Here is a 25,483-nt window from a genome sequence, read left to right as displayed (position 1 = left end):
CGCGGGGCGCCGGCGTCGCCCGGACCGCCCATGTCACCGGGGCCGCCCGCGTCACCGGGACCGCTCGTCGCCGTCCCCCGGCCCGCCGCGTCCCGCCGTGCGGTTATGTCCGCGGCGTCGCCCTTGGGGGCGGATCCGCGGCGGCTGTGCCGTCCCACCTCGCCCCCTCAGCTCCTGGCGCCCGTGCCGCCGAGATCGGTTCCGACCTCGGCGTCGACGTCGGCGGAGCCGGTTCCACCGGGCCCTTCAAGTCGCCGCGCCGAGACCGGCTTGCCGTCCAACTCCCGCGCATCGCACAGGAGTTCCCGGAAGGCCCCGGCCACCGTCTCAGGGTATTCCATCATCGCCACGTGCCCGGCGTCCGGCAGCGACAGCAGCCGGGAGTCACGGAAGGAACGGGCCGCCTTCTGGGACATGCGGTAGCCGACGAGCAGGTCACGGCCGCCGTAGATCAGCAGGGTCGGGGCGAGCACGCGCTCGGCCTGCCGCCACAGCCCGTGCTGGCCGCCCAGCGTGTACGCGTTCACCAGCCCGCGCGCGCTGCGCGCCATCGCGTCCCAGAAGTACGGCAGCCGCAGCCGCCGCTCCAGTTCCTCCACGGCGTGCTGGAACGCCTCCGGAGTCACCCGACCGGGATCGCCGTAGCACAGGCCGGTGACGCCGCGAACCCGCTGCTCGGCCGACCACTGCCGGGTGATCCGGGTGAACAGCGCGGCCACGCCGGGCAGGCCCAGCAGGGCCGTCGGCACGGCGGTGCGCTGCACGCGCAGCTCAGGCAGGGCGGGAGAGACCAGCGTGAGGGTCCTGACGAGATCGGGGCGGACCGCGGAGACCCGGGTGGCGACCGCGCCGCCCAGGGAGTTACCGAAGAGGTGCACCGGACCGCGCCCGGCCGCATCGAGGTAGCGGATGACCGCGCGCGCGTGGCCCGTGACGGAGTAGTCGCCGTCGTCCGGCGGCGGGGAGTCTCCGAAGCCCGGCAGGTCGACCGCTTCGCCGTCGACGACGTCGTCCAGCCGGGCCATCAGCGCCGACCAGTTCTGCGAGGAGCCGCCGAGGCCGTGCACGAACAGCGCGGGCGGCAGTCCCTCGCGCGCGGGAGGCCGCGACCGGATCGACAGGGTGACCCCCGGCAGCCCGACCGACCTCAGCCGCTCACCCTCCTCGACCCTGACCAGGGCCACCCTCGGAAGGACGCTGGTGGCCGACACGGACGGCAGTTCGGTCGAAGACATGCGGCAATGTTACGAGACGATCACGCAGCGGATCCTGTGTCGGCCGTCACAGAACGGCCACCGCCCCGGCGTGTCGCGGGGCGCGGTCCTGACGCCGGCTTGCATCTCATGGCATAGCGTCCGTATCGGTGTCTTACGCTCGTACACAGGGCACCCGCATTCTGGCCCCTGCTTCTTCCGGGGACGTTCGTAGGAAGGGAGCCTGCCATGGCCTATGACCCCACCGAGCCCGACAGCGTCGAGAACGACGAGGTCCAGGGAGTTCAGGAGATCGACGTCGAGGCGCCCGAGGTCGACGCGGCCGAGCAGCACGCGGACGTCGCGCCGGAGCACGACGATCCCCTGACCGGCGTGGAGCCGGACCGCGCCAACGAGGCCGACCTCATCGAACAGGCACGGGTCGTGACCCTGGACGAGGACGACTACCGCTGAGGCCGGCCCGGACACGGGCAGTGACCTGCCCCTGCTGAGCGGGCCCTGATCGGCTACCGCCACCGTCCGGTCCGTGAAATTCTGCGCTCGCACCGCGCACACCACGGTTACCGAAAAGTACGATGGCGACGCGGCGCACACCGCATGTGGACGATCTTGGGAGGCGGCGTGACAGCCATCGAGCAGACAGAGGCGGCACGCCCGCGAGGCACGCGCCTGCCGCGCCGTGCCCGACGGAACCAGCTCCTGGGCGCCGCCCAGCAGGTCTTCGTGGCGCAGGGCTATCACGCGGCCGCGATGGACGACATCGCCGAGCGGGCCGGTGTCAGCAAGCCGGTGCTCTACCAGCACTTCCCGGGCAAGCTCGATCTCTACCTCGCGCTGCTCGACCAGCACTGCGAGTCCCTGATCCAGGCGGTGCGGGGCGCGCTGGCGTCGACGACCGACAACAAGCAGCGCGTCCGGGCGACGATGGACGCCTATTTCGCGTACGTGGAGGACGACGGCGGGGCGTTCCGCCTGGTCTTCGAGTCGGACCTGACGAACGAGCCCGCGGTGCGCGAGCGCGTCGACAAGGTCACCAACGAGTGCGCGGAGGCCATCTGCGACGTCATCGCCGAGGACACGGGCCTGTCGCGCGCGGAGTCGATGCTGCTGGCCTCCGGGCTCGGCGGCCTCGCGCAGGTGGTCGCCCGTTCCTGGCTGCACAGCGACCGGAGCGTGCCGCGGGACCAGGCGGTGCAGCTGCTGACGTCGCTGGCCTGGCGGGGCATCGCCGGTTTCCCACTGCACGGCGCCGAGCAGCATCCCTGAGCGGGCCGGCCGCCACCGGCCCCGTCTTGTTCCCGCTCGCTGTTCGCTCCTGGCGTTCTTGCGCGCACCGTGTACGTCCCCTCACCGGGCTAATGTGTGCTGGGTACGGCGCGCTGGGTCGCGCACTTCACTGACCGTCGGAGGGACATAGCCGTGGAGGTCAAGATCGGCGTGCAGCACGCGCCCCGCGAGATCGTTCTGGAGAGCGGTCAGAACGCGGAAGACATCGAGCGCGTGGTGGCCGAGGCGCTGGCCGGCAAGTCGCAGCTGCTCAGCCTTGAGGACGAGCGCGGCCGGAAGGTGCTGGTCCCCGCGGACCGTCTGGCGTACGTCGAGCTGGGCGAGCCGACCACCCGCAAGGTGGGCTTCAGCACGCTGTAGCCCGCCGTGGGCCCGCGGCCCGGCGCGCGTCGGACGCACACCCGCGACACATCGGACGAGGGGCCCGGTGGCAGCTTGCCACCGGGCCCCTCGCATGTGTCCGACGCGCGGAGGATGCTCCACATCCGGCACACAGGTCGCCCACAGAGGAGGATTGCATTCCGCAGGTCACGGGTAGGACGGGCTACGACCGTGAAGCGCCGGCCGGCCGTGTGGAAGGACCCCTCATGATCCTGGAAGCTCTGGGCTCGGCCCTGGTCGGCCTGGCCCTGGCCGCCGTCGCGGTGCGCCGGCTGTCCCACCGGCTGCCCGCCCGCCTCCTCGTCGTCTTCACCGGGGTCGCCGGGGCCCTGTTCGGCGACTTCGTGACGCACACCGCGCTGGGCGCCGGCCCGGTGCCGGTCAGTCTGCTCGGCGCGGTGGTGGTCTCCGCGGCCTCGCTGTCGCTGCTGCTGCGCCCGGCGGGACGGCTCCGCCGACGATCCGCCCCGGCGTGAACGCACGGCATCCCGCGGCGCCGCGACCGCCGGCGGCCCCGCGACCGAGGGCGTTCCTCGGGGCACCCCCCGGTCCGCGACCGCGGCAAACGGCACAACCAGCCAAGACGCTGCCGCACTGAAGGCCCGACGGAAACCCCCACCAGGGGCGCGGGGAACTGCGCAACCAACCACGACGCCGCCGCACCGAAAAACCGACGGAAACCCCCACCAGGGGCGCGGGGAACTGCGCAATCAACCACGACGCCGCCGCACCGGAGACCCGGCGGATGCCCCCGGCACGGGGAACGTCAGGCGGCGAGCCCCAGGGCGGCCATGCGCTTGGTGTGCGCCTCGGTGATCCGGGAGAACATCCGGCCGACCTCGGCGAGGTCAAAACCGGCCGCGACCCCGCCGACGAGCATCGTGGACAGCGCATCCCGGTCGGCGACGACCCGCTGGGACTGCGACAGCGCCTCACCCATCAGCCGCCGCGCCCACAGGGCGAGCCGGCCGCCCACGCGCGGCTCCGCGTCGATCGCCGCGCGCACCTTCTCGACGGCGAAGCTGGCGTGCCCGGTGTCGTCGAGCACGGCGAGCACGAGCCCGCGCGTGTCGGCGTCGAGCCGGACCGCGACCTCCCGGTAGAAGTCACTGGCGATCGAGTCCCCGACGTACGCCTTGACCAGCCCCTCCAGCCAGTCCGAGGGTGCCGTCTGGCGGTGGAAGCCGTCGAGCGCGGCGACGAACGGCTCCATCGCCCGGGTCGGCTCCTCCCCGATCTCCGTGAGCCGGTCCCGCAACTGCTCGAAGTGGTGGAACTCGGCCGACGCCATCTTCGCCAGCTCCGCCTTGTCCGCGAGGGTGGGCGCCAGCTTGGCGTCCTCCGCGAGCCGCTCGAACGCCGCCAGTTCGCCGTACGCGAGCGCGCCGAGCAGGTCCACGACCGCGGCACGGTACTGCGGGTCGGCGGAGGCCGTGGCCCAGTCCTGGGCGGCGACTCCGGTGGCCTCGGGCGAGGCGTCCTCGGGGGCGTGGTCAGGCTTGTCAGAGCTCGTCATGAAGCGCACAATAGCCCGCTCACCGTGCGGCGGAAGTCCTTGATCGATCAGTGTGATGACGACTACGTGGCCAAATCGGCCATCGCATGTGCACGAATCCGGGGTATGGTGGTAATGCGCCTGCTGGGAACTTCGTCGTTCCGACGCCGCTCCCGGTCAGGCCGCACGCATGAGGATGCCCGGTCGGTGGCCCGATCGGCTCCGACCCGACAGCCCTCCATGGACGTACGGCACATTGCGTACGCCGACCGGAGGGACCCTCAGCGGCGAGAGCGCTAGAGCGTCGGCAGAGGTCCCGTGCCAAACGGCTTGCCCCCGCGGTTCGCCCGTGAGGCAGCCGACGTCCCCGGCACGGTCCGACACGACCCCCGCGCTCGCCTCGCGCCGCGCACACAGAAGAGGCAGCACCCTGACTACGACGTTTCGAGAACTCGGAATCCTTCCCGAGACAGCCGAGGCCCTGGAGGCCGTCGGCATCACCACTCCCTTCCCCATCCAGGAGATGACCCTCCCCGTCGCCCTCTCCGGCACGGACGTCATCGGCCAGGCCAAGACCGGCACCGGCAAGACGCTGGGCTTCGGCCTCCCGCTCCTCGAACGCGTCACCGTCCCCGCCGACGTCGAGGCGGGCCGGGCCGCACCCGAAGACCTCACCGACGCCCCGCAGGCGCTCGTCGTCGTCCCCACCCGCGAACTGTGCACGCAGGTCACCAACGACCTGCTGACCGCGGGCAAGGTGCGCAATGTGCGGGTGACCGCGATCTACGGCGGCCGGGCCTACGAACCCCAGGTGGAAGCCCTCAAGAAGGGCGTCGACGTGGTCGTCGGCACCCCCGGCCGGCTGCTCGACCTCGCCGGGCAGAAGAAGCTGAACCTGAAGCACGTCAGGTGCCTGGTCCTCGACGAGGCCGACGAGATGCTGGACCTCGGGTTCCTGCCCGACGTCGAGAAGATCATCGACATGCTGCCGGCCAGGCGCCAGACCATGCTGTTCTCGGCGACCATGCCGGGCGCGGTGATCGGCCTGGCCCGCCGGTACATGTCGCAGCCGACGCACATCCGCGCCACCGCGCCGGACGACGAGGGCGCGACCGTCGCCAACATCAAGCAGTTCGTCTACCGCGCGCACTCCATGGACAAGCCGGAGATGATCGCGCGCATCCTTCAGGCCGACGGCCGCGGGCTTGCGATGATCTTCTGCCGTACGAAGCGGACGGCGGCGGACATCGCCGAGCAGCTTCAGCGGCGCGGCTTCGCCTCCGGCGCGGTCCACGGCGACCTGGGCCAGGGCGCCCGCGAGCAGGCGCTGCGCGCGTTCCGCAACGGCAAGGTCGACGTCCTCGTGTGCACCGACGTCGCCGCGCGCGGCATCGACGTCGAGGGCGTGACCCATGTCATCAACTACCAGTCCCCCGAGGACGAGAAGACGTATCTGCACCGCGTCGGCCGCACCGGCCGGGCGGGCGCGAAGGGTACGGCGATCACCTTCGTGGACTGGGACGACATCCCGCGCTGGCAGTTGATCAACAAGGCGCTGGAGCTGGGCTTCAACGACCCGGTGGAGACGTACTCCACCTCCCCGCACCTCTTCGCCGAACTCGGCATCCCCGAGGGCACCAAGGGTGTCCTGCCGCGCTCCGAGCGCACGCGCGCCGGTCTTGAGGCGGAGGAGCTGGAGGATCTGGGCGAGACCGGGGGCCGCGGTGCGCGCGGTCGCGGCGGCCGAGGCGGCCGTGGCGAGCCCCGGCCCGCCGAGCGTGAGCGCGAGCGTCCGGCGGCCGCACCGCGCCGCCGCCGTCGCACGCGCGGCGGGGCACCGCTCGACTCGGCGCCCGCCGGGTCCGGGGCGGCACCGGCCGACTCCGGGGCACAGGCCGCCGAGGCCGTCACCGCGGAGGAGATCACGACGCCGCGTACGCCGCGCCGTCGGCGCCGCACCCGTGGCGGGGCGCCCGCGGAGCCCGTGGCGGTCGCCGCGGCTGCCGAGCCGGCCGAGCCGGCGCCGACCGCCGAGGCCGCCCTGGCGACGGCGGAGGGCACGGCCGGGGCCGAGGCCCCCGAGCGGCAGCCGCGCCGCCGGCGCACGCGCAAGGCGACGGAGCGCGAGCGGGCGTCGGCACCGGCCGAGACCGCGAGCGCGGCGGTCACCGCACCCGAGGCGCGCGTCGAGCCCGAGGCAGTCGTACGGCCCGAGGCAGTCGTACGGCCCGAGGTGGTCGTCGAGTCCACGGTCGTCGTGCGACCCGAGCCGAGCGTCGAGCCCGTGGCCGCGGCGCCCGCGCCGGAGGCGGCGGTGGTCGCGGAGCCGGAAGCGCCGGCGAAGCCGCGCCGTCGTACGCGCAAGACGGCAGCTGCGGCGGAGACGCCGACCGCTGCCGAAGCGGCGCTGGACAGTGCCGAAGCCGCGGAGGCGAAGCCCAAGGCCCGTCGGACTCGTAAGACCGCCGCCGCGGAGGTCACCGCCGGGGAGACGCAGGGCACGGTCGACGTCGTGGAGACCACCACGGACGGCACCGCCACGCCCCGCCGCCGCACCCGCAAGACCGCGACCACGGCCGAGACCGCGGTGGACACGGCCGAGGCCACGGAGGCGAAGCCGAAGCGCACCCGCAAGGCGGCCGCCACAGTCGCCGCGGACGCGCCCGAAGCGACCGCAGAGGCCAAGCCGCGCCGCACCCGCAAGACCGCGGCCACCGCCGAAACCGCCCTCGACACAGCCGAGGCCACGGAGGCCAAGCCGAAGCGCACCCGCAAGGCGACCGCCACAGTCGCCGCGGACGCGCCCGAGACGACCGCAGAGGCCAAGCCGCGCCGCACCCGCAAGACCGCGGCCACCGCCGAAACCGCCCTCGACACAGCCGAAGGCACGGAGGCCAAGCCGAAGCGCACCCGCAAGACCGCCGCCGCCACCGAGGCACCGGCCGGAACCGCGGAAACCGAGGCCAAGCCGAAGCGCACCCGCAAGGCGGCCGCCACCGTGGACACCGCGGACGGTGCCGAGGCCGAGCCGAAGGTTCGTCGGGCCCGGAAGGCCGCCGCCGCACCGGTGACCGCCGGGATTCCGGCGCAGGCCACCGAGGAGCCGGAGGTCAAGCCGAGGCGCCGCACGCGCAAGGCCACGACCGTGGCGGACACGGCCGGCGCCGAGGTCGCCGAAGCGACCGCGGAGGCGAAGCCCAGGGTGCGCAGGACCCGCAAGACCGCAGCGGCGGCGGAAACCCCGGAGGGCTGACCGGCACCGCCGCCACGCCCACGCCGACGGCCCGGCCCGCCCAGACGGGACCGGGCCGTCGGCGTCCCCGCACAGAACGACCGGCACGGCCCCACCCCATCGTCACGTCCCGTCGGCCTCGCCTCGTACGGGACCGGCCGTCGGGTTGGCGGGATTCGTCCGGAAGCCCTCCGGCCCGTTCTGCTTCCGGTCCCGGCGGCCGATAGCCTCTGGGGCATGAGCAGGCCGCCCTCCTTCGTTCCGCCTCCCGGTGCCCGTGCCTACGCGTTGCGTACCGCGCGTGGCGAGTTCGCCGTGGTCGACTCGCCCGTGGCCGACGGTGTGCGGCCCCGGGGAGTCGCGCTGCTGCTGCCCGGGTTCACCGGGAGCAAGGAGGACTTCCATCCACTGCTCGTGCCGCTCGCACGGCGCGGTTATCGGGCCGTGGCCGTGGACGGACGCGGGCAGTACGAGTCTGACGGCCCCGAGCGCGACGAATCCGCCTACGCACAGCGGGAGTTGGCGCGGGACGTGCTGGCGCAGGCGGCGGCCCTGGGCACCGCGGTGCACCTGCTGGGGCACTCCCTGGGCGGGCAGATCGCGCGGGCGGCCGTGTTGCTGGACGGGTCCGCGTTCCGCTCGCTCACCCTGATGGCCTCCGGCCCGGCGCAGATCTCCGCCTCCCAGCAGCAGCGCGTCAAGCTGCTGCGGGACGCCCTCGCCGTGATGTCGATGGCGGAGGTGTGGGACACCATCCAGACGATGGAGCCGCCCGAGGAGACCGAGGTCGACGGCGGTCCGGCCGACCGTACGGCGCTGCGCCGCCGCTGGCTTGGCAACAGGCCGGCCCAACTGATCGCCACCGGGCGCCAGTTGTGCACCGAGCCGGACCGCGTCGGTGAACTCGCCGCGGTGGGACTGCCGTTCCATGTGCTGTCCGGTGCGACCGACGACACCTGGCCGGTGCCGCTCCTCGACGAGATGGCCGTACGGCTCGGGGCCCGCCGTACCGTCGTCGAGGGTGCGGAGCACTCGCCCAACACCGACCAGCCGCTCCCGACGGCCCGAGCGATCGCCGACTTCTGGGACAGCACGGGCGAGGACGGCGACCGGTAAGGCGACCGGTAAGAACGGGGAGAACCGCACCGGCGACGACAGCGAGACCACATCGGCGAAGTCGCCGAGAAGCGCACAGGCGAAGACGGTCAGGCCACCGACCGCCACCGGGTCAGTACTGCGTCCGCAGGTGCTCCCAGAAGCCGTCCCGCAGCGCGCGCCGCAGTTCCGCCTGGCCGCGCAGCGAGTACTGGAGCAGTCCTTCGGCCTCGACCAGCAGGTCCTGGTCGACCGAGCCGGGCAGATAGGGGTGGCCGGGCAGCAGTTCCAGCAGGGCCTCCCGGCCGCGCGCGGACAGCCACTTCGCCGCGATCTGGGCGCCCACGAAGCGGACGTCCTCACGGGTGGGCCGGTTCGCCGTGCCCTCGTAGGCGGGGGCGGTGCGCCGGGCGACGTACGGCTTGAAGAAGTCCAGGTCGAACGTGCGCTGGCTGTCGACCTCCCAGAGCAGGGGCTCCGCCTGGTTGCGGCCCTCGGGTGCCTCGATGCCCCAGAGGTGGACACGGGCGCCGTAGCCCTGGGCCGCCTCCACCGCGGAGACCAGGTCCTCGTCGCCGCCGATGAGCGCGGCGTCGCTGATGGCGCGGTGCCGGGCCAGGGACTCCAGGTCGGTGCGGATGAGGGAGTCGACGCCCTTTTGCTGGTTGTTGGCGTTGAGGTTGCCGAGGCGGACCTTGACGTCGGGGAGTTCGGCGATGGACTGCTGCTCGGCGGTGTGGATGCGGCGCCGGGCGCCGTCGTACCAGTAGACGCGGAGCAGTCTGCTGTCCGCGAAGATGGTGCGGGCGCGGTCGATCAGCGCCTCGATCAGGCCCTCCGCGTCGAGGTCGAAGGCGCGCCGGTCCTCGGTCCCGGCCACCAGCCGGCCCGCGGCCGCGTAGAGGTAGCCGGCGTCCACGAAGATCGCGTGGGTGGAGGGCGTCTTCGCCACTTCGGCGAGCATGCGCTGCAGCAGCTCGTTGGTGCGGTCGATGCGGGCCTGGATGCCGGCTTGGTCTTCGTTCATCACCTCCATTGTCTCGGCGGTCACGCTGCGAACACAACCGGTCCCGGTCAGTCTCGTAAGAACCTCTTACCCATCAGTAATTAGATACTCGAAAAATTTCCTTAGCGTAGGGAATGTTTGTAACAAGCATCCCGTTGACTGAGACGGAACAACGAGAGGAAGGGAGAAGCCATGCGCTTCGAGATCATGCGACTCGACGAGGTCGACGGGACGCCCGTGGACAGCACCGTCGTGGACGCCGCCTCCGTCAACCGGATCGTGCAGCAGGCCGCCGCCATCGGACAGCGGCTGTGGATCCGGCCCGCCGAGAGCCCGGCCTCGTAACAGACACACCTTGTAGCGGACACCTCGTAGCAGACACACCTTGTAGCAGACACTCAAGAAGCACGAACGACACTCAGCGAGCGGATCACCGGTCACGGGTCACACGGATCACGGACCACCGACGAAGAGCTTTCAGGGCCCCCGCGGCATCGACGCCGACGGGGGCCCTGCGCATGAGGCGCGGCCACCGGGCCCGCCCGGGCTCAGCCGCCCTTGATCACCTGGGTGACCCCGTTGATGATCTGCTGCACGGCGATGGCGGACAGCATCATGCCCGCGAGTCGCGTCACCAGCACCACCCCGCCGTCCTTGATGACCCGGATGATCAGCAGCGAATAGCGCATCACCAGCCACAGCACGACATGGACGGCGAGGATCGCCGACCACACCGCGACCTGGGAGGCCACGGTGTCGGCCTTCTGCACGGCCAGGATGACCGACACGATGGCACCCGGACCGGCCAGCAGGGGCATGCCCAGCGGTACGAGGGCGACATTGACGTCCTTGGTCTGCTTCGGCTCGTCCGTCTTGCCGGTGAGCAGGTCGAGCGCGATCAGCAGGAGCAGCAGTCCGCCCGAGATCATCAGCGCGGGCACGGAGACATGCAGATAGTCGAGGATCCGGTGGCCCAGCAGGCCGAAGACGGCGATCACCCCGCCGGCCACACAGACGGCCTGGAACGCCATCCGCTTCTGCGCCCTGGCGGGGCGTCCGGCGGTCAGCGCGAGGAAGATCGGGGTGATCCCGGGGGGATCCATGATGACGAAGAGGGTGAGGAACAGGGAGCCGAAGACGGCGAGGTCGACCATGGGCACAGCGGAGCCTTGCGGAAAGAGACGTACGGGGGGCGCGGGTACAGGTCAGGCCCCGCCGGTCCCGGGCACCGGGAACGCGCCGGTCGCACGCCGGGTGATCTCGCCGTACACCTCGGGGTCCGTGGTGTACTCGCCGAGGGCCACGGGCTTGCGGCTGCCGTGGTAGTCCGAGGAGCCCGTGACCAGCAGCCCGAGGTCCTTCGCCAGTGCGCGCAGCCGGGTCCGGGCCTGCGCGTCGTGGTCCATGTGGTCGACCTCGATGCCGTCGAGGCCGGCCGCGGCCATCTCGGCGATGGCGGACTCGGGCACCGTACGGCCGCGCTTGGCGGCGGCCGGATGCGCGAAGACGGTGACGCCGCCGGCGGCCTTGACCAGCCGGATGGCCTCGAACGGGTCGGTCTCGTGCTTCGCCACGAAGGCCCGTCCGCCGTCGGCAAGCCAGTCCTCGGTGAACGCGTCGCCCACGGTCGGCACGACGCCCAGTTCGACCAGCGCGGAAGCGACGTGCGGCCGGCCGACGGAGCCGTCGCCCGCGATCCGCTCGACCTGCTCCCAGGTGACCGGGACGCCCAGCTCGTTCAGCTTGGCGATCATGCCCTGGGCCCGCGGCACCCGGTCGTCGCGGACCAGTTCGCGCTCGGCCAGCAGGGCGGGCTCCTCGGGGTCGAAGAGGTAGGCCAGCAGATGCAGGGAGATGCCGTCCACACGGCAGGACAGCTCGGCGCCCGTGACGAGGGTGAGCCCCGGCGGGAGCGCGGCGATGGCCTCGGCGTGGCCGCGGGTGGTGTCGTGATCGGTCAGCGCGACGACGTCAAGACCGGCCGCGGCGGCGTTGCGCACCAGCTCGGCGGGGGTGTCCGTGCCGTCGGAGGCCGTGGAGTGGCAGTGCAGGTCGATGCGCACGACGCGGGCTCCAGGCGGGGACGGGACCGAAGGGACACCTAAGGATAACGGGCGCCCACGGATGCCGTGTCACGACCGAAGCACACCCGCGCCCCCTACAGCCCCGGCCGCCGCAAGGCCCTCCGGTACAACCCCGGCCCTCCCGCGGCGTCCTCCGGTACAGCCCCGGCCTCCCCCAGCCTCCGATACGGCCCGCCCCACGGCATCCTCCGTAGTAGCCCCCGGTCTGCGATACGGCCCCTGGCCGTATCACGGCGTTGTCCGGTACAGCCGGTCCTCCCCCGGCCTCGATACACCCCCGCCCCCACGGCATCCTCCGGTATACCCCCGGCCCCCACGGCATCCTCCGTTGCAGCCCCCGGCCTCCCCCGGCCTCCGATACGGTCCCCGGCCGGCCCGCGGCCGCATCCGGGCGGCCTCGCGCGGTCGGGCCGCGGTCGGTGTTCAGGGCTCCAGCAGCCGCGGCGACAGCGCTCCGCAGGGCACCAGGTCCACCTCGGCGCCCGCGTCCCGCAGGTCCGTCAGCACCAGTTCGTCGTACATGAGCAGGCCCGTCTGCTCGGGCCACACCACGGCCCACAGCCACAGCCCGCGGGCCTCGCCGGCGAAGACGGCGCGGTCGTCCGGGGCGCCGGTGACATGCCAGAGCGGGGTCGGCCGGCCGGCCGCCAGCACCTTGGCCTGGGGCGGCTTCTCGACGTTCAGGTACGGTCCCGGGTCGGGGCCGTCGATGCCCGCGTAACGCGCGCCGAGGCCGACGCCCAACTCCTCGGCGACCAGGATCAGTTCGCCCATGCCGCCGAGTGGTCCTGGTCCCGAGCAGGCCACGGCGGTCGCCCGGCCGCCGCTGCGGTCGTCGCCCGCGTAGGCCACCCCCGTGAACAGCCAGCCGACCGGCAGCGGCCAGGGCATCCACACCGGCACCTGCGTCCGATGGACGACCACGCTGAGAGCCTCGACGCTGGGCGGGATCACGGGCTGCAGCGGATGCACCGTCCCGTGCACATCGCACTGCCAGGAATCGGCGAAGAGTCCGGGAGCCCTGACCCGGCCACCGCACTTCGGGCAACTGGGTTCGCCCCTCATAGGGCCCCACGGTCCTACCCGCACACCGCCACGTCAAGGACGATCACCCGTCCGGACGGAATCCCCGCCCACCCCCGGACCGTCACGCGCCCGCCCACCGACCGGGAAAGAGTAGATGTACGTTGCATTAATTAGCCATACTAACTTACTATGTGCATACACCAACCACCTCCTCAGGGCTCCCCGTCCGGATTGGAGCACACATGGACGCCTTCGACGCCGGAGCAGGAGGCATCCTGCGCCAGCCCAAGGCGGTCTGGGCGACGGCCGGCGCATCGGTCGTCGCCTTCATGGGCATCGGCCTGGTCGACCCGATCCTGCCGTCCATCGCCCAGGGCCTCGACGCCACCGCCAGCCAGGTCTCCCTGCTGTTCACCTCGTACTTCCTGATCACCGCCGTGGCGATGCTGCTCACCGGCTTCGTCTCCAGCCGCCTGGGCGGGCGCGGGACCCTGCTGCTCGGGCTCGCCTTCGTCGTGGTCTTCGCCGCGCTCGCCGGCACCTCCGGCTCGGTCGGCCAGCTCGTCGGCTTCCGGGCCGGCTGGGGACTCGGCAACGCGCTGTTCGTCTCCACGGCCCTCGCGGTCATCGTCGGCGCGGCGGCCGGAGGCAGCGCCGCGGCGATCCTGCTGTACGAGTCCGCGCTCGGCCTCGGCATGGCGTGCGGCCCGCTGCTGGGCGCGGTGCTCGGCAACGCCAGCTGGCGCTACCCGTTCTTCGGCACGGCCACGCTGATGGCGATCGGCTTCCTGTGCATCGCGGCGTTCCTGAAGGAACAGCCGAGGCCCGCCCGCAGGACGTCACTGCTCGACCCGATCAGGGCGCTCGGCCACGGCGGGCTCGCGTCGGCCGCCGCCTCGGCGTTCTTCTACAACTACACGTTCTTCACCGTGCTGGCCTTCACCCCGTTCGTGCTGAACATGACCCCGTACCGCTCCGGTGCCGTGTTCTTCGCCTGGGGCCTGCTGCTCGCCGTCTTCTCGGTGATCGTGGCCCCGCGGATGCAGCGGCGGTTCGGCTCGCTGAAGGTGCTCGGCGCCTCACTGGTGCTGCTCGCGGCGGACGTGCTCGTACTCGGCTACGGCGACCACACCACGGCCATCGTGTGCACCGTCCTGTCCGGTGCCTTCATCGGCGTGAACAACACCGTCTACACCGAACTGGCCCTGGGCGTCTCCGATGCTCCGCGCCCCGTGGCGAGCGCGGGCTACAACTTCGTGCGCTGGTTCGCCGCCGCGGCGGCACCCTACTTCGCGCCGAAGATCGAGGAGTGGACCGACGTCCGCATTCCGTTCGTGGTGGCGGCGGTCACCGCGCTGATCGGCGCGCTCGTGGTCGTCGTACGACGGGCCGCCCTCACCGACGAGGCCGGGCAGCTGGCGACCCGGCACGCCACCGAGGACGGTGTCGGCGTCTTCGCCAACTGACCGGATCCGGCCGGGACTTGGTGAGATCGGTCACGCCCGGGTCGCCCTCGGATCAGCCGAGCGGTACGGATGCGCGGGCGGGGTCCCGCAGGTCCGTCCCGTTCGTCAGCCAGCGCTCCTGGAGTGCCTGGGCGCCGTGCACACGCTTCCAGGCGGCCTCGTTCGGGGTCATCGGCAGCAGCGGCAGGAACCGTACGGGATCCATCGGCGCGTCCAGCTCCAGGTCCTCGACCAGTCCGCCCGGCTCGGCGACCAGGACCGAGCCGAAGGGCGCGCCGGGCCACAGCGGCTCCCCCACGTCGAGGGAGGCGCCCGGGGCCACCACCACACCCTCCACCTGCGGCGAGGCGGCCAGCACGGCGAGCGGGCGGAGCACCTTGTCGGTGTCGGCGAGGCCGGCGCGGACGGAGAGCACCAGTTCGGCGCGGGGGCCCCGGACGGGGTCGGCGAGCGGCGCCGTGGGCTCCGTCATGGGGTGCGCCGACATGCCCAGCGTGGCGTAGCGGACGACGCCTACCTCGCGGTCGCGGTCCTGGAAGCGCAGCACCTCGATGCGGTCCGTGCCGAGGAAGGTGACCGCCGCACGCGCGTCCGGTTCGCCCAGCGCGCCGCGCAACCGTGCCTCGACCAGAGGAAGAACATCAACCATGCGGCGAGCATAGAACTCGTCAGCAGCGGGCAAAGCGTCACCTTGACACCGCGGTCGGCTGATACTCTTGGCCGGTGGTTCGGGGCAGCACGCAGAAGCGTCGCATCGAGACCCGACGCCTGTGAGACCCCCTACGGGGAATGGACCGTCCCTTACGAGGGACCGGCTGGAGGAGGTGGGGCTGCCATGGATCGAAGTCGGCCGTGCAGTACCACTCGCTCTTCCGGCTGTTGATGTAGCCGTTCCGGATCTGGCCTACCGCCACCTCTCGCGCTCGCGCCGTCGTACGCGCCTTCGGAAGAGCACTTCGTTCTGCCCTGCCTGATCTGTCTGATCTGAATCAGCAGCGAAGCTCGCCACCGCGACGGTGCGGTGCTCCCCGCTTTGTGGACGTGCCAAACATCCGCACACAGGACGTCCCCATTCCGGGTAGTTCCAGCCGTGAACCGCGGCCCTTTCGCGCTTCGCCGCCCACCGCGAAGGAGCCCGCCATGTCGATGATCCGCGACCTGCGTGCCGTGGTCCGTCCCTCCCGCCCCTCCCTGCGCAAGAGCGCCCCGCGCCGGGACAGCGGGAGCTACGACACCACCCGCGACCCCTCGACCCCCTCGGCCGTCGTCGACTGCGCCGTCTACCGGGACGGCGCCCGCGTCGAGAGCGCCAAGCCACTGACCCCGCACGAGGCGATGCGCCAGGTGCGGCGCGACGGGGGGTTCGTCTGGATCGGGCTGCACGAGCCCACGGAGGCCGAATTCGCCGGTATCGCAAGCGAGTTCGGGCTGCACCCGCTGGCCGTTGAGGACGCCGTGCAGGCGCACCAGCGGCCGAAGCTCGAGCGGTACGACGACTCGCTGTTCACCGTCTTCAGGACCGTCCACTACGTCGAGCACGACCAGCTCACCGCCACCAGCGAGGTCGTGGAGACCGGTGAGGTCATGTGCTTCACCGGGCGGGACTTCTTCATCACCGTCCGGCACGGCGGGCAGGGTTCGCTGCGGGCGCTGCGGCACCGGCTGCAGGACGACCCGCAGTTGCTCGCCAAGGGGCCCTCGGCCGTGCTGCACGCGATCGCCGACCATGTCGTCGACGGGTACATCGCGGTCGCGGACGCCGTGCAGGACGACATCGACGAGGTGGAGACCGAGGTCTTCTCGCCGAGCCGCAAGGGCGGGGCGGGGCGCGGTGTGGACTCGGCGCGGATCTACCAGCTCAAGCGCGAGGTGCTGGAGTTCAAGCGCGCGGTCTCGCCCCTGCTGCGGCCCATGCAACTGCTGAGCGAGCGGCCGATGCGGCTGATCGATCCGGAGATCCAGAAGTACTTCCGGGACGTCGCCGACCATGTCGCCCGTGTCCAGGAGCAGGTCGTGGGCTTCGACGAACTGCTCAACTCCATCCTCCAGGCCAACCTGGCGCAGGCGTCGGTCGCGCAGAACGAGGACATGCGGAAGATCACGGCGTGGGCCGCGATCATCGCGGTGCCGACGATGGTGTGCGGTGTGTACGGCATGAACTTCGATCACATGCCCGAGCTGAAGTGGAAGTACGGCTACCCGCTGATCATGGGCATCACGGTGGCACTGTGTCTGACCATCCACCGCACGCTCAAGCGCAACGGCTGGCTGTGACGGCGGTCCGCGGCCTGCCGCCTGCGGCGGGGCGGCTGGTTAGGCTGGGCGCATGACAAGCGAGCTGCTTGACCGCGCCCTCGTCGAGGAGGCCACGAAGAAGTCCGGGCTCGTCTGGGTCCGCGGTGCCGGGGCGGCCGCCGCGCGTGCGCTGTGGCACGCGTGGCACGACGGAGCGGTGTGCCTGGTCGGCGACGGGCCCGGGGAACAGCCGCTGCCCGGGCTCGCCGACGGCGGCTCCGCCGAGGTGACCGTGCGCAGCAAGGACAAGGGCGGCCGGCTGGTCACCTGGACGGCGACCGTGTCCGAACTCCCGGCGGGGTCCGCGGAGTGGGAGGCCGCGGTGACCGAGCTGAAGGGCAAGCGGCTCAACGCGGTCGACGGCGAGGCCATGACGGACCGCTGGTCCCGCGAGTGCCGGGTGCTCCGGCTGACGCCGACGGGGGCGACTGCGCCCCTCCCGGACGGGCCGCTCGCCGCGCCCCCACTGCCGACGCCCGCGACGACCCGCCGCCCGGTGCCGGCTGCGCTGCCGCGCCTCCTGGCAAAACGCCGAAGGCGAGCCTGACGCCCCTCAAACACCGCCAACCGCTGCCGCGGGCAGGAACCCGTTGACGTTCGTTTCGGCACCGATCGTCGTCCCGGCGGCGAAGGGCCGCGCTCGGTTCGGCACCGCCGGACGACACCGTCGTGGCTGAGCGCCGTTGCGGCGGGAAGAGGGGGGCGACCTCCGTGGCTGGGAGCGGGACGGTCAAGCCACGCGGGCCCGAGGGGCGGGTGCGTGCTGCGTCGCGGGCAACACCGTCGTGGCTGAGCGCGGTTGCAACCGATCGCCGTCCCGGCGGCGAAGGGTCGCGCTCGGTTCGGCACCGCCGGGCGACGACGTCGTGACTGAGGTCCGCTGCGGCGGGAAGAGGGGGGGCGACCTCCGTGGCTGGGAGCGGGACGGTCAAGCCACGCGGGTCTGAGGGGCGGGTCCTTGCTGCGTCGCCAGGCAACACCGTCGTGGCTGAGCGCCGTTGCAGCCGATCGCCGTCACGGCGGCGAAGGGTCACGCTCGATTCGGCACCGCCGGACGACGACGTCTTGGCTGAGCGCCGTCGCGGCGGGAAGAGGGGGCAACCTCCGTCGCCGGGAGCGGGGCGGTCGGACCCACGCGGGTCCGAGGGGCGGGTCCTTGCTGCGTCGCCGGGCAACACCGTCATGGCTGAGCGCCGTCGCAGCCGATCGCCGTCCCGGCGGCGATGGGTCCCGGTTGGTTCGGCACCGCCGGGTGACGACGTCGTGGCTGAGCGCCGTCGCGGCGGGAAAGAGAGGGGCGGGGCCGGTGTTGAAGTAGGTGCGTTGGGGTCAGGGGGTGTTGGTGAGGTTGTTGATGGTGGTGCGCAGGGAATCGGCAGGGGCGGCGGAGCCGTCCGTGGCCCAGCTGGTGTAGCCGTCGGGGCGGATGAGCAGGCTAGTGGCGGGGATGTCGGGGCATGTGGCGTGGACGAGGTCGACCTGCGGCGGGAGCCGGAGGCCGGCCGGTACGGTTCCGGCCAGGTCGAGCAGGACGGCGTGCCCGGAGCGGAACAGCGTCGACAGCCGGGTGGGGCCGCCCTCGGTGATCAGGTCGGCGTCCGGCACGCGCTGTCCGGTGAGCGGATGATCGCCGGGCAGCGGGTAGCGCAGTGAGAGGCCGGACATCAGTCCCGCGAGGTGGCGGTTGGTGTCGGGCAGGCGCAGCAGGTCGATGACGATGTCACGCAGCGCGGCCACGTCCTCGCTCGGGTCCTGGTCGGCCAGGACGCGCTGGGCCGACGTGTGGCGCAGGACCTGGGCCGCGACCGGATGCCGTTCGGCGTGGTAGCTGTCCAGCAGGCCGCTCGGCGCCCGGTCCTGGACGGCCGCTGCCAGTTTCCAGCCGAGGTTGAACGCGTCCTGTATGCCGAGGTTGAGCCCCTGTCCGCCGAGCGGCGGATGGATGTGCGCGGCGTCGCCCGCGAACAGGACGCGACCCGCGCGGTACTGCTCCAGCTGTCGGGTGGCGTCGGTGAACCGCGAGGAGTTGTCGACGCGGCCGAGGGTGGTCTCACGGCCGTAGACGGCGTGGAGCGCGGCGGTGATCTCCTCGTGGGTGACGGCGGTGTCGCGGTCGACGTCCGCCGGTTCCGCGTGCCCGAAGGTGAACCGGTACCGGTCGTCGCCGAGAGGGACCAGCATGGCCCAGTAGCCGCCCGCGTGCCGGGTCAGACCGCTCATGTGCCCCATCTGTCGCGGCACCAGTGAGGAGGCGGCGGTCAGGCGGATGTCGGCCAGCGCCGCCTGGTGTGTGCCGGGCCGGCCGGGGAACGGCAGTCCGAGCAGTTTCCGTACCGTACTGTGGCCGCCGTCGCAGGCCGCCAGGTAGCGGGCCCGCACCGCCCGGCCGGCCGCCGTCACGACCACGCCGTCACCGTCCTGCTCGACCCCTGAGACGGCGGCGCCGCGCAGCACCCGCGCGCCCGCGGCGATCGCCCGCTCTTCGAGCACTTCCTCGATCTCCCACTGGGGGATCGCGATCGGGTAGGGGTGCCTGGTCCCCCAGGGTGCGCAGTCCAGCGGGACGGGCAGGGTCGCGAAGTGGCCGCCCACCGGTTCACGGGACACGGCACGCTTCAGCAGGGGTTCCAGCAGCCCGCGCAGTTCCAGCATCTCCGCGGTACGGGGCTGGATCCCGCCGCCCTTCACCTGCTCGACGGGCCGGGGCAGCTTCTCCAGCACCAGGGTCTCGACCCCGGCCAGTGCCAGTTCGTACGCCAGCATCAGTCCGGTCGGGCCGGCGCCCGCGACGACGACCTCGATCTCGGTCTCGTTCTCGTCCAACACCTTCACGTCCCCTTCTTCCTTCCTGCTTCGGTCAATCTCCACCTCGGGGTAAATGTATACCAGGTGCAGAAATACTCTCGGGGAACCAATCTGTTACGGTGTGCGGCGTGGACGACAAGCCAGGGCTGCGGGAGCGGAAGAAGCAGCGGACCCGCGCGGCGATCTCCGACGCGGCGATCAGCCTGTTCCTCGAACACGGCTTCCAGCAGGTCTCCGTCGCACAGGTGGCCGAGGCCGCCGAGGTCTCCAAGCGCACGCTCTTCGCCTATTTCCCGGCGAAGGAAGACCTCGTGGTGCATCGCCTCGCCGACCACGAGCCCGAGATCGCCCGCGTCGTGCGGGCCCGTCCGCCCGGCACCGCTCCGCTGGCCGCGGTGCGGGAGCACTTCCTCGAGGGGCTGCGCGAGCGGGACCCGATCACCGGGCTCAACGACCATCCCCAGGTGCTGCGGATCACCCGGATGATCCTGGACACGCCCTCACTGGTGGCCCGGATGGAACGGTTCAAGAGCGGCGCCGAACACGCGCTCGCCCGGGCACTGCGGGAAACCGCGAACACCGCGGAGCTGACGGCGCGGTTGGGCGCCGTACAGATCGTCGCGGTGCACTGGGCGCTGGCGCAGGACAACGCCGCGCGCCTGGCGTACGGGGAGCCGGCCGACGCGCGCTTCGCGGATGCGGTGGCCGATGCGGAACACGGGTTCGCGCTGCTGGCGAACGGTCTGCGGCAGCTGGCAGACGATCAGTGACCCGTGAGCGGCCGGCCGGTCACGATGTCGGCAGTTGTTTGCCGTAGTCCACCGTCTCGTCCTTCGCCGGTCCGGTGAGGGTGAAGCTCTTGCCCCAGTCGGAGAAGCGGAGCGTCCCGGCGTCGCCCGCGCGGGTCAGGCTGAGCGGGTACGGACGCCCCTCCAGGGAGACGTCGAGGCTGCCGCCGGCGCCCTTGTCGCCGGTGATGCGGATGGTGCGGACGCCGGACTGTTCGTGGTGGCCGGCGGTCTCCAGGTCGCCGTGCAGGGTCAGCAGCCCGTCGAGGAGCACGTCCTTGTCCGTGAAGCCGCTGAACTTCTTGTACGCGGGGTCGCCCTGCGGCACCTTCACATATTTGCCGCCCAGCTTCTCCACGGCCGCCGTCTCGCCGCCCTTGGCGCCGCCGGCGTCCGCGTGGCTCCAGAAGTCCGCGTCGGCCTTCAGATACAGCTGCTCGCCGACCCGCAGCAGCCGGAAGGTCGCACCCTCCGAGGTCACCGACCCCGTGCCGCCGTCGGCCTTCAGACGCATGTCGAGCTTGTATGTGCTCCCGCTGGTCACCACGGTCCCCGACAGCCGCACCGCGGAGGCCGAGTCCGCCGCCGCCCGGGTCTGTGACTGGATCTTGGCGGCGGGCAGCTTGCCCACCCCGTTGGTGCCCGCGTCCGGATCCTCGCTGCACCCCGTGAGTCCCGTCGCGCCCGTCACGGCCAGTGCGCACATCGCGGTCACCAACGCGGCCCGGCGGATACGGCCCTGCGCAATCACGGTCACAGGTGGGGCTGCCTTTCTGCTGGAACCAAGCGGCGTACGGCAGCGTACCGGGGCCGTCGGGCCTCGGCGGAGCCAGTCCGTCCGGACCGCTCACCAGGGCGTATCCGACCGGGACGGGCTAGCCTGAACCCCACCGAGCGGGCAATTCGGAAAGGGGGACACGGCTGGACACGCAAGGGCGCGGCCAGCGGCCTGCCGTACGCAGAGGAAGCCAAGGAAGCTGAAGGAAGCACAGTCATGGCAGCCGGCGTCCCCCGGATCTTCGTCTCGCACCTGGCCGGGGTCCCCGTCTTCGACCCGAACGGCGACCAGGTGGGCCGGGTGCGGGACCTCGTCGTCATGCTGCGCGTCGGACGGCGTCCCCCGCGCCTGCTCGGCCTCGTCGTCGAACTGCCCACCCGGCGCCGCATCTTCCTGCCCATGACCCGGGTGACCAGCATCGAGTCCGGCCAGATCATCACCACCGGGGTGCTCAACGTCCGCCGCTTCGAGCAGCGCCCCACCGAACGGCTCGTCCTCGGGGAACTCCTCGACCGCCGCGTCACCCTGACCGAGACCGGCGAGGAGGTCACCGTCCTGGACGTGGCCGTGCAGCAGTTGCCGGCCCGTCGGGACTGGGAGGTCGACCGGGTCTTCGTGCGCAAGGGCAGGAAGGGCGGCGCCTTCCGGCGTACCGGGGAGGAAAGGCGCTTGGCCCTGCCCTGGAAGGGCGGCGGGCGACGGGCCGGCGAGACACTGACCGTCGAATGGTCGGCGGTCAGCGGCTTCTCGCTGGAGGAGCACGGGCAGGGCGCCGAGAGCCTGCTCGCCACCTTCGAGCAGCTGCGCCCCGCCGACCTCGCCAATGTGCTGCACCACCTGTCCGCCAAGCGGCGCGCCGAGGTCGCCGCCGCCCTCGACGACGACCGCCTCGCCGACGTCCTGGAGGAACTGCCCGAGGACGACCAGATCGAGATCCTCGGCAAGCTGAAGGAGGAGCGGGCCGCCGACATCCTGGAGGCCATGGACCCGGACGACGCGGCCGACCTGCTCGGTGAGCTGCCCGAGCAGGACAAGGAACGGCTGCTGAGCCTGATGCGGCCCGCCGACGCGGCCGACATGCGGCGGCTGATGTCGTACGAGGAGCACACGGCCGGCGGGCTCATGACGACCGAGCCGATCGTGGTACGGCCGGACGCCACCGTCGCCGACGCCCTCGCCCGTGTCCGCAACCCCGATCTGTCCCCGGCCCTCGCGGCCCAGGTCTATGTCTGCCGGCCGCCCGACGACACCCCGACCGGCAAGTACCTGGGCACCGTGCACTTCCAGCGGCTGCTGCGCGACCCGCCGTACACCCTGTGCAGCTCGCTCGTCGACGACGATCTGCAGACCCTCGCCCCGGACGCCGCGCTGCCGGTCGTCGCCGGGTTCTTCGCCACGTACGACATGGTCGCGGCGCCGGTCGTGGACGAGGCCGGGGCGCTGCTCGGCGCGGTGACCGTGGACGACGTCCTGGACCACATGCTGCCCGACGACTGGCGGGAGACGGAGTTCCACCTGGACGAGGGGACGAGCGCGCCATGACGCCCGAGCGCGAGAGCACCCGCGAGCGCAGCCCCGCCGGGGCCACCGCCGCCGCCCGGCCCCGCACCACCCGGCTCGACCAGCCGGGGCCGCGCCGGCGGCGGATCCTGCCGGAGTGGGACCCGGAGGCGTTCGGCCGGCTGTCGGAGAAGATCGCCCGCTTCCTCGGCACCGGACGCTTCATCGTCTGGATGACGGTCGTCATCGTGCTGTGGGTGCTGTGGAACGTCGCCGCGCCGCCCTTCCTGCGCTTCGACCAGTACCCGTTCATCTTCCTGACGCTGATGCTCTCGCTCCAGGCCTCCTACGCCGCCCCGCTGATCCTGCTCGCGCAGAACCGGCAGGACGACCGCGACCGCGTCAACCTGGAACAGGACCGCAAACAGAACGAGCGGTCCATCGCGGACACCGAGTATCTGACCCGCGAGATCGCCGCGCTGCGGATGGGTCTGGGCGAGGTGCCGACCCGGGACTGGATCCGCTCCGAGCTTCAGGACCTCGTCAGGGACCTGGATACGCCGCGCCGCCGTGACGGGCAGTTCGTGTTCCCGGCGGAACGGCCGGAACGGCCGCCGGGACGTGACGCGGACGACCGCTGACGGGGGCTTACCGGGGGCCCCGCCGGGCGCCGTACCATCGACCTTATGGCTACGGAAGACGCGGTGCGCCAGGCACTGGCGACGGTGAACGACCCCGAGATCAACCGGCCCATCACCGAACTCGGGATGGTCAAATCGGTGCAGATCGGCGCGGACGGAGCGGTCGCGGTCACCGTGTACCTGACGGTCTCCGGCTGCCCGATGCGCGACACGATCACCCAGCGCGTGACGGAGGCGGTCTCCCGCGTCGACGGCGTCACGCGCGTGGAGGTGACGCTCGACGTGATGAGCGACGAGCAGCGCAGGGAACTGGCGACGGCGCTGCGCGGCGGGCAGGCCGAGCGCGAGGTCCCGTTCGCCAAGCCGGGCAGCCTCACCCGGGTGTACGCGGTCGCGTCCGGCAAGGGTGGCGTCGGCAAGTCCTCGGTGACGGTGAACCTGGCGGCGGCGATGGCGGCCGACGGGCTGAAGGTCGGTGTCGTCGACGCCGACATCTACGGCCACAGCGTGCCGCGCATGCTGGGCGCCGACGGACGCCCCACCCAGGTCGAGAACATGATCATGCCGCCGGCCGCGCACGGCGTGAAGGTCATCTCCATCGGCATGTTCACCCCGGGCAACGCCCCGGTCGTCTGGCGCGGCCCGATGCTGCACCGCGCGCTCCAGCAGTTCCTCGCGGACGTGTACTGGGGCGACCTGGACGTCCTCCTCCTGGACCTCCCGCCCGGCACCGGTGACATCGCGATCTCCGTCGCCCAGCTGATCCCGAACGCCGAGATCCTGGTCGTGACCACCCCGCAGCAGGCCGCGGCCGAGGTCGCCGAGCGCGCCGGCTCCATCGCCGTACAGACCCACCAGAAGATCGTCGGCGTGGTCGAGAACATGTCCGGGCTGCCCTGCCCGCACTGCGGCGAGATGATCGACGTCTTCGGCACGGGCGGCGGCCAGGCGGTAGCCGAGGGCCTGACCCGTACGACCGGTACGACGGTCCCGGTGCTCGGCGGCATCCCCATCGACGTCCGCCTGCGCGAGGGCGGCGACGAGGGCAAGCCGGTGGTACTGAGCGACCCCGACTCCCCGGCGGGCTCGGCACTCCGCGCCATCGCCGGCAAACTGGGCGGCCGCCAACGCGGCCTGGCCGGCCTCTCCCTGGGAATCACCCCCCGCAACAAGTTCTAACCCCACCACCCCAGAACCCCGCGCCCCACAAGGGACGCGGGGAACTGCCCAACCAGCCCAAAACAACCCACAGACGCCACCCAACCCAACCCCCACGACGAGAAGGCGCACAGGGGCGCGGGGAACTGCGCGCCCAGCCCAATACAACCCGCAGACGCCATCCGACCCAACCCCCACGGCGAGAAGGCGCCCAGGGGCGCGAGGAACTGCGCGACCAGCCACAACCAACCCGCACCCGCCACCCAACCCAAACCCCCACGGCGAGCAAGCGCACAGGGGCGCGGGGAACTGCGCAACCAGCCACAACCAACCCGCACCCGCCACCCGGCCCAACCCCCACGGCGAGAATGCGTACAGGGGCGCGAGGAACCACGCAAACCGGCAAAGGCGCCGCAGGCTACCCGTAGGCGCCGATGTCCTTGATCATGGCGAACCCGAGCCCGTACGCACTCATCCCCCGCCCATACGCCCCCAGGTGCACCCCCTCCCGCGTGGAACCGGCAAGCACCCAGCCGAACTCCGACTCCTGGTAGTGGAAGGGCGCGGGCACGCCGTCCACGGGCAGCGACAGCGTCGACCACGCCGGACCGGACAGATCGTCGGCCAGGGCCCACGCGATCTCCGTCTGCTGCTCCAGCCATTCGTCCCGCAGGGTGTGGTCCATATGCCCGGGCCAGGTGAGCGACAGCAGCCCGACACCGGCCAGCCACGCCGCCGAGGACACCGACGTGGCCTCCAGCAGCCCGGTGCCGTCGGCGCTGTGCCGGGACGGATTCGCGGCGACGGTCACCACGACCGCGAACTTGTCCCGGGGCTCGCCCGAGGAGCCGACCGCGTACTCGTTCCTGACGGAGGGTTCGTCGCCGTGCCCGATCGACCCGTGCTCTACGGCGCCGTCCGCCGCCGTACCGACCTGCATCAGCCAGCGCGGCCCCGTGAACGCCTCGTCGAGCCCGTACCACGGGAAGTGCGCCAGCAGATAGCCGTCGACCGTGCGCCGCGCGGAGGGGGGCTGCTGTCGGCCCGCCGCGGCCGACGCCTGCGTGACCGCTCCACCTGTCGTGTCCATGTGCCCCGACGCCTCCCTCGCTCTCGTCGGACCGGGACGGGGCCCGCCCCCCTTCGGGCGTACTCGTCCGGTCCGCACAACAACTCGGCAGCATATCCACACCGCCGCGGGCAGCAGGGGAAACCGCCCGGTGCGTGGGTCG

24 protein-coding genes are annotated in these 25,483 nt (G+C 72.0%); 14 read left to right on the top strand and 10 right to left on the bottom strand.

Annotated features, from left to right (window positions below; translation table 11 throughout):
• Positions 1-167 precede the first annotated feature (167 nt).
• Positions 168-1,235: an alpha/beta fold hydrolase gene (locus ACIRFL_RS06625; protein ID WP_404024621.1), complete on the bottom strand. Its 1,068-nt coding sequence runs from the start codon at positions 1,233-1,235 to the stop codon at positions 168-170.
• Positions 1,236-1,442: 207 nt separating this feature from the next.
• Here ACIRFL_RS06625 and ACIRFL_RS06620 point away from each other — a divergent pair, with 207 nt between their 5' ends.
• The 4 genes from ACIRFL_RS06620 to ACIRFL_RS06605 all read left to right on the top strand — a co-directional run bounded on the left by ACIRFL_RS06620 (position 1,443) and on the right by ACIRFL_RS06605 (position 3,358).
• The gene (locus tag ACIRFL_RS06620; protein ID WP_404024619.1) at positions 1,443-1,667 is read left to right on the top strand and encodes a hypothetical protein; all 225 of its coding nucleotides are present in this window, start codon (positions 1,443-1,445) and stop codon (positions 1,665-1,667) included.
• A gap of 168 nt (positions 1,668-1,835) precedes the next feature.
• Positions 1,836-2,480 (top strand): TetR/AcrR family transcriptional regulator, encoded by a 645-nt coding sequence (locus ACIRFL_RS06615; protein WP_404024616.1) that lies wholly within the window; start codon positions 1,836-1,838, stop codon positions 2,478-2,480.
• A gap of 153 nt (positions 2,481-2,633) precedes the next feature.
• Complete coding sequence (locus tag ACIRFL_RS06610) at positions 2,634-2,861, top strand: DUF3107 domain-containing protein (protein WP_351729313.1); 228 nt, start codon at positions 2,634-2,636, stop codon at positions 2,859-2,861.
• 227 nt (positions 2,862-3,088) lie between these two features.
• Positions 3,089-3,358, top strand: coding sequence for a hypothetical protein (locus ACIRFL_RS06605; RefSeq protein WP_404024615.1), 270 nt, complete (start codon positions 3,089-3,091; stop codon positions 3,356-3,358).
• A 290-nt stretch (positions 3,359-3,648) separates the two neighbouring features.
• Here the strand turns inward: ACIRFL_RS06605 and ACIRFL_RS06600 are convergent, their stop codons facing one another.
• A complete protein-coding gene (locus ACIRFL_RS06600; protein ID WP_404024614.1) occupies positions 3,649-4,407 on the bottom strand; it encodes a ferritin-like fold-containing protein in 759 nt (252 codons plus the stop codon).
• Positions 4,408-4,900: 493 nt separating this feature from the next.
• Between ACIRFL_RS06600 and ACIRFL_RS06595 the strand changes: the two genes are divergently transcribed.
• Positions 4,901-7,630, top strand: a complete 2,730-nt coding sequence (locus ACIRFL_RS06595; protein WP_404024855.1) for a DEAD/DEAH box helicase — start codon at positions 4,901-4,903, stop codon at positions 7,628-7,630.
• A gap of 216 nt (positions 7,631-7,846) precedes the next feature.
• Complete coding sequence (locus ACIRFL_RS06590) at positions 7,847-8,725, top strand: alpha/beta fold hydrolase (protein WP_404024612.1); 879 nt, start codon at positions 7,847-7,849, stop codon at positions 8,723-8,725.
• 112 nt (positions 8,726-8,837) lie between these two features.
• On the opposite strand, the gene ACIRFL_RS06585 is transcribed toward ACIRFL_RS06590, so the two are convergent.
• A complete protein-coding gene (locus ACIRFL_RS06585) occupies positions 8,838-9,740 on the bottom strand; it encodes an NYN domain-containing protein (protein WP_404024852.1) in 903 nt (300 codons plus the stop codon).
• Positions 9,741-9,902: 162 nt separating this feature from the next.
• On the opposite strand from ACIRFL_RS06585, the gene ACIRFL_RS06580 reads away from it, so the two are divergent.
• Positions 9,903-10,055, top strand: coding sequence for a hypothetical protein (locus ACIRFL_RS06580; RefSeq protein ID WP_404024609.1), 153 nt, complete (start codon positions 9,903-9,905; stop codon positions 10,053-10,055).
• Positions 10,056-10,258: 203 nt separating this feature from the next.
• On the opposite strand, the gene ACIRFL_RS06575 is transcribed toward ACIRFL_RS06580, so the two are convergent.
• From ACIRFL_RS06575 to ACIRFL_RS06565, 3 genes are all read right to left on the bottom strand, one after another.
• Positions 10,259-10,864 (bottom strand): MarC family protein, encoded by a 606-nt coding sequence (locus ACIRFL_RS06575; RefSeq protein ID WP_404024607.1) that lies wholly within the window; start codon positions 10,862-10,864, stop codon positions 10,259-10,261.
• A gap of 51 nt (positions 10,865-10,915) precedes the next feature.
• Entirely contained in the window at positions 10,916-11,773 is an 858-nt protein-coding gene (locus ACIRFL_RS06570) for a PHP domain-containing protein (RefSeq protein WP_404024604.1), read from the bottom strand.
• Between the two features lie 444 nt (positions 11,774-12,217).
• Positions 12,218-12,859 (bottom strand): DUF6758 family protein, encoded by a 642-nt coding sequence (locus ACIRFL_RS06565; protein WP_404024602.1) that lies wholly within the window; start codon positions 12,857-12,859, stop codon positions 12,218-12,220.
• A 203-nt stretch (positions 12,860-13,062) separates the two neighbouring features.
• Between ACIRFL_RS06565 and ACIRFL_RS06560 the strand changes: the two genes are divergently transcribed.
• Positions 13,063-14,286: an MFS transporter gene (locus ACIRFL_RS06560; protein WP_404024601.1), complete on the top strand. Its 1,224-nt coding sequence runs from the start codon at positions 13,063-13,065 to the stop codon at positions 14,284-14,286.
• 52 nt (positions 14,287-14,338) lie between these two features.
• Here the strand turns inward: ACIRFL_RS06560 and ACIRFL_RS06555 are convergent, their stop codons facing one another.
• Positions 14,339-14,935, bottom strand: coding sequence for a suppressor of fused domain protein (locus ACIRFL_RS06555; protein ID WP_404024599.1), 597 nt, complete (start codon positions 14,933-14,935; stop codon positions 14,339-14,341).
• A gap of 491 nt (positions 14,936-15,426) precedes the next feature.
• Between ACIRFL_RS06555 and ACIRFL_RS06550 the strand changes: the two genes are divergently transcribed.
• Positions 15,427-16,560: a magnesium and cobalt transport protein CorA gene (locus tag ACIRFL_RS06550; RefSeq protein WP_404024597.1), complete on the top strand. Its 1,134-nt coding sequence runs from the start codon at positions 15,427-15,429 to the stop codon at positions 16,558-16,560.
• 52 nt (positions 16,561-16,612) lie between these two features.
• Positions 16,613-17,128 (top strand): hypothetical protein, encoded by a 516-nt coding sequence (locus ACIRFL_RS06545; protein ID WP_404024595.1) that lies wholly within the window; start codon positions 16,613-16,615, stop codon positions 17,126-17,128.
• A gap of 782 nt (positions 17,129-17,910) precedes the next feature.
• Here the strand turns inward: ACIRFL_RS06545 and ACIRFL_RS06540 are convergent.
• Positions 17,911-19,404, bottom strand: a complete 1,494-nt coding sequence (locus tag ACIRFL_RS06540) for an FAD-dependent monooxygenase (protein WP_404024851.1) — start codon at positions 19,402-19,404, stop codon at positions 17,911-17,913.
• Positions 19,405-19,514: 110 nt separating this feature from the next.
• On the opposite strand from ACIRFL_RS06540, the gene ACIRFL_RS06535 reads away from it, so the two are divergent.
• Entirely contained in the window at positions 19,515-20,156 is a 642-nt protein-coding gene (locus ACIRFL_RS06535) for a TetR/AcrR family transcriptional regulator (protein WP_404024592.1), read from the top strand.
• 19 nt (positions 20,157-20,175) lie between these two features.
• Here the strand turns inward: ACIRFL_RS06535 and ACIRFL_RS06530 are convergent, their stop codons facing one another.
• On the bottom strand, positions 20,176-20,931 hold the full coding sequence (locus tag ACIRFL_RS06530) for a hypothetical protein (RefSeq protein WP_404024590.1): 756 nt from the start codon (positions 20,929-20,931) through the stop codon (positions 20,176-20,178).
• 237 nt (positions 20,932-21,168) lie between these two features.
• On the opposite strand from ACIRFL_RS06530, the gene ACIRFL_RS06525 reads away from it, so the two are divergent.
• Genes ACIRFL_RS06525 through ACIRFL_RS06515 form a run of 3 tightly spaced genes read left to right on the top strand, consistent with a single transcriptional unit; the run spans position 21,169 to position 24,272 of the window.
• Positions 21,169-22,494, top strand: a complete 1,326-nt coding sequence (locus tag ACIRFL_RS06525) for a magnesium transporter MgtE N-terminal domain-containing protein (RefSeq protein ID WP_404024587.1) — start codon at positions 21,169-21,171, stop codon at positions 22,492-22,494.
• Positions 22,491-23,093: a DUF1003 domain-containing protein gene (locus ACIRFL_RS06520; RefSeq protein ID WP_404024584.1), complete on the top strand. Its 603-nt coding sequence runs from the start codon at positions 22,491-22,493 to the stop codon at positions 23,091-23,093. Before ACIRFL_RS06525 ends, ACIRFL_RS06520 begins: the two co-directional genes overlap by 4 nt.
• Positions 23,094-23,138: 45 nt before the next feature.
• Positions 23,139-24,272, top strand: coding sequence for an Mrp/NBP35 family ATP-binding protein (locus ACIRFL_RS06515; RefSeq protein WP_404024583.1), 1,134 nt, complete (start codon positions 23,139-23,141; stop codon positions 24,270-24,272).
• Between the two features lie 397 nt (positions 24,273-24,669).
• Here ACIRFL_RS06515 and ACIRFL_RS06510 read toward each other — a convergent pair whose 3' ends face one another.
• Complete coding sequence (locus ACIRFL_RS06510; protein WP_404024580.1) at positions 24,670-25,341, bottom strand: hypothetical protein; 672 nt, start codon at positions 25,339-25,341, stop codon at positions 24,670-24,672.
• Positions 25,342-25,483: the final 142 nt, after the last annotated feature.

The sequence above is a fragment of the Streptomyces sp. NPDC102462 genome, assembly GCF_044765425.1.
Taxonomy (GTDB): domain Bacteria; phylum Actinomycetota; class Actinomycetes; order Streptomycetales; family Streptomycetaceae; genus Streptomyces.
Note: the sequence above shows the minus strand (reverse complement) of the source record. Positions and strands in the feature narration are given on the sequence as shown.

Coding starts and splice junctions, on each gene's coding strand:
- ACIRFL_RS06625 (WP_404024621.1), bottom strand. CDS start 1,235: ATGTCTTCGACCGAACTGCCGTCCGTGTCGGCCACCAGCGTCCTTCCG.
- ACIRFL_RS06620 (WP_404024619.1), top strand. CDS start 1,443: ATGGCCTATGACCCCACCGAGCCCGACAGCGTCGAGAACGACGAGGTC.
- ACIRFL_RS06605 (WP_404024615.1), top strand. CDS start 3,089: ATGATCCTGGAAGCTCTGGGCTCGGCCCTGGTCGGCCTGGCCCTGGCC.
- ACIRFL_RS06595 (WP_404024855.1), top strand. CDS start 4,901: ATGACCCTCCCCGTCGCCCTCTCCGGCACGGACGTCATCGGCCAGGCC.
- ACIRFL_RS06590 (WP_404024612.1), top strand. CDS start 7,847: ATGAGCAGGCCGCCCTCCTTCGTTCCGCCTCCCGGTGCCCGTGCCTAC.
- ACIRFL_RS06585 (WP_404024852.1), bottom strand. CDS start 9,740: ATGGAGGTGATGAACGAAGACCAAGCCGGCATCCAGGCCCGCATCGAC.
- ACIRFL_RS06580 (WP_404024609.1), top strand. CDS start 9,903: ATGCGCTTCGAGATCATGCGACTCGACGAGGTCGACGGGACGCCCGTG.
- ACIRFL_RS06575 (WP_404024607.1), bottom strand. CDS start 10,864: ATGGTCGACCTCGCCGTCTTCGGCTCCCTGTTCCTCACCCTCTTCGTC.
- ACIRFL_RS06565 (WP_404024602.1), bottom strand. CDS start 12,859: ATGAGGGGCGAACCCAGTTGCCCGAAGTGCGGTGGCCGGGTCAGGGCT.
- ACIRFL_RS06560 (WP_404024601.1), top strand. CDS start 13,063: ATGGACGCCTTCGACGCCGGAGCAGGAGGCATCCTGCGCCAGCCCAAG.
- ACIRFL_RS06555 (WP_404024599.1), bottom strand. CDS start 14,935: ATGGTTGATGTTCTTCCTCTGGTCGAGGCACGGTTGCGCGGCGCGCTG.
- ACIRFL_RS06550 (WP_404024597.1), top strand. CDS start 15,427: ATGTCGATGATCCGCGACCTGCGTGCCGTGGTCCGTCCCTCCCGCCCC.
- ACIRFL_RS06545 (WP_404024595.1), top strand. CDS start 16,613: ATGACAAGCGAGCTGCTTGACCGCGCCCTCGTCGAGGAGGCCACGAAG.
- ACIRFL_RS06525 (WP_404024587.1), top strand. CDS start 21,169: ATGGCAGCCGGCGTCCCCCGGATCTTCGTCTCGCACCTGGCCGGGGTC.
- ACIRFL_RS06520 (WP_404024584.1), top strand. CDS start 22,491: ATGACGCCCGAGCGCGAGAGCACCCGCGAGCGCAGCCCCGCCGGGGCC.
- ACIRFL_RS06515 (WP_404024583.1), top strand. CDS start 23,139: ATGGCTACGGAAGACGCGGTGCGCCAGGCACTGGCGACGGTGAACGAC.
- ACIRFL_RS06510 (WP_404024580.1), bottom strand. CDS start 25,341: ATGGACACGACAGGTGGAGCGGTCACGCAGGCGTCGGCCGCGGCGGGC.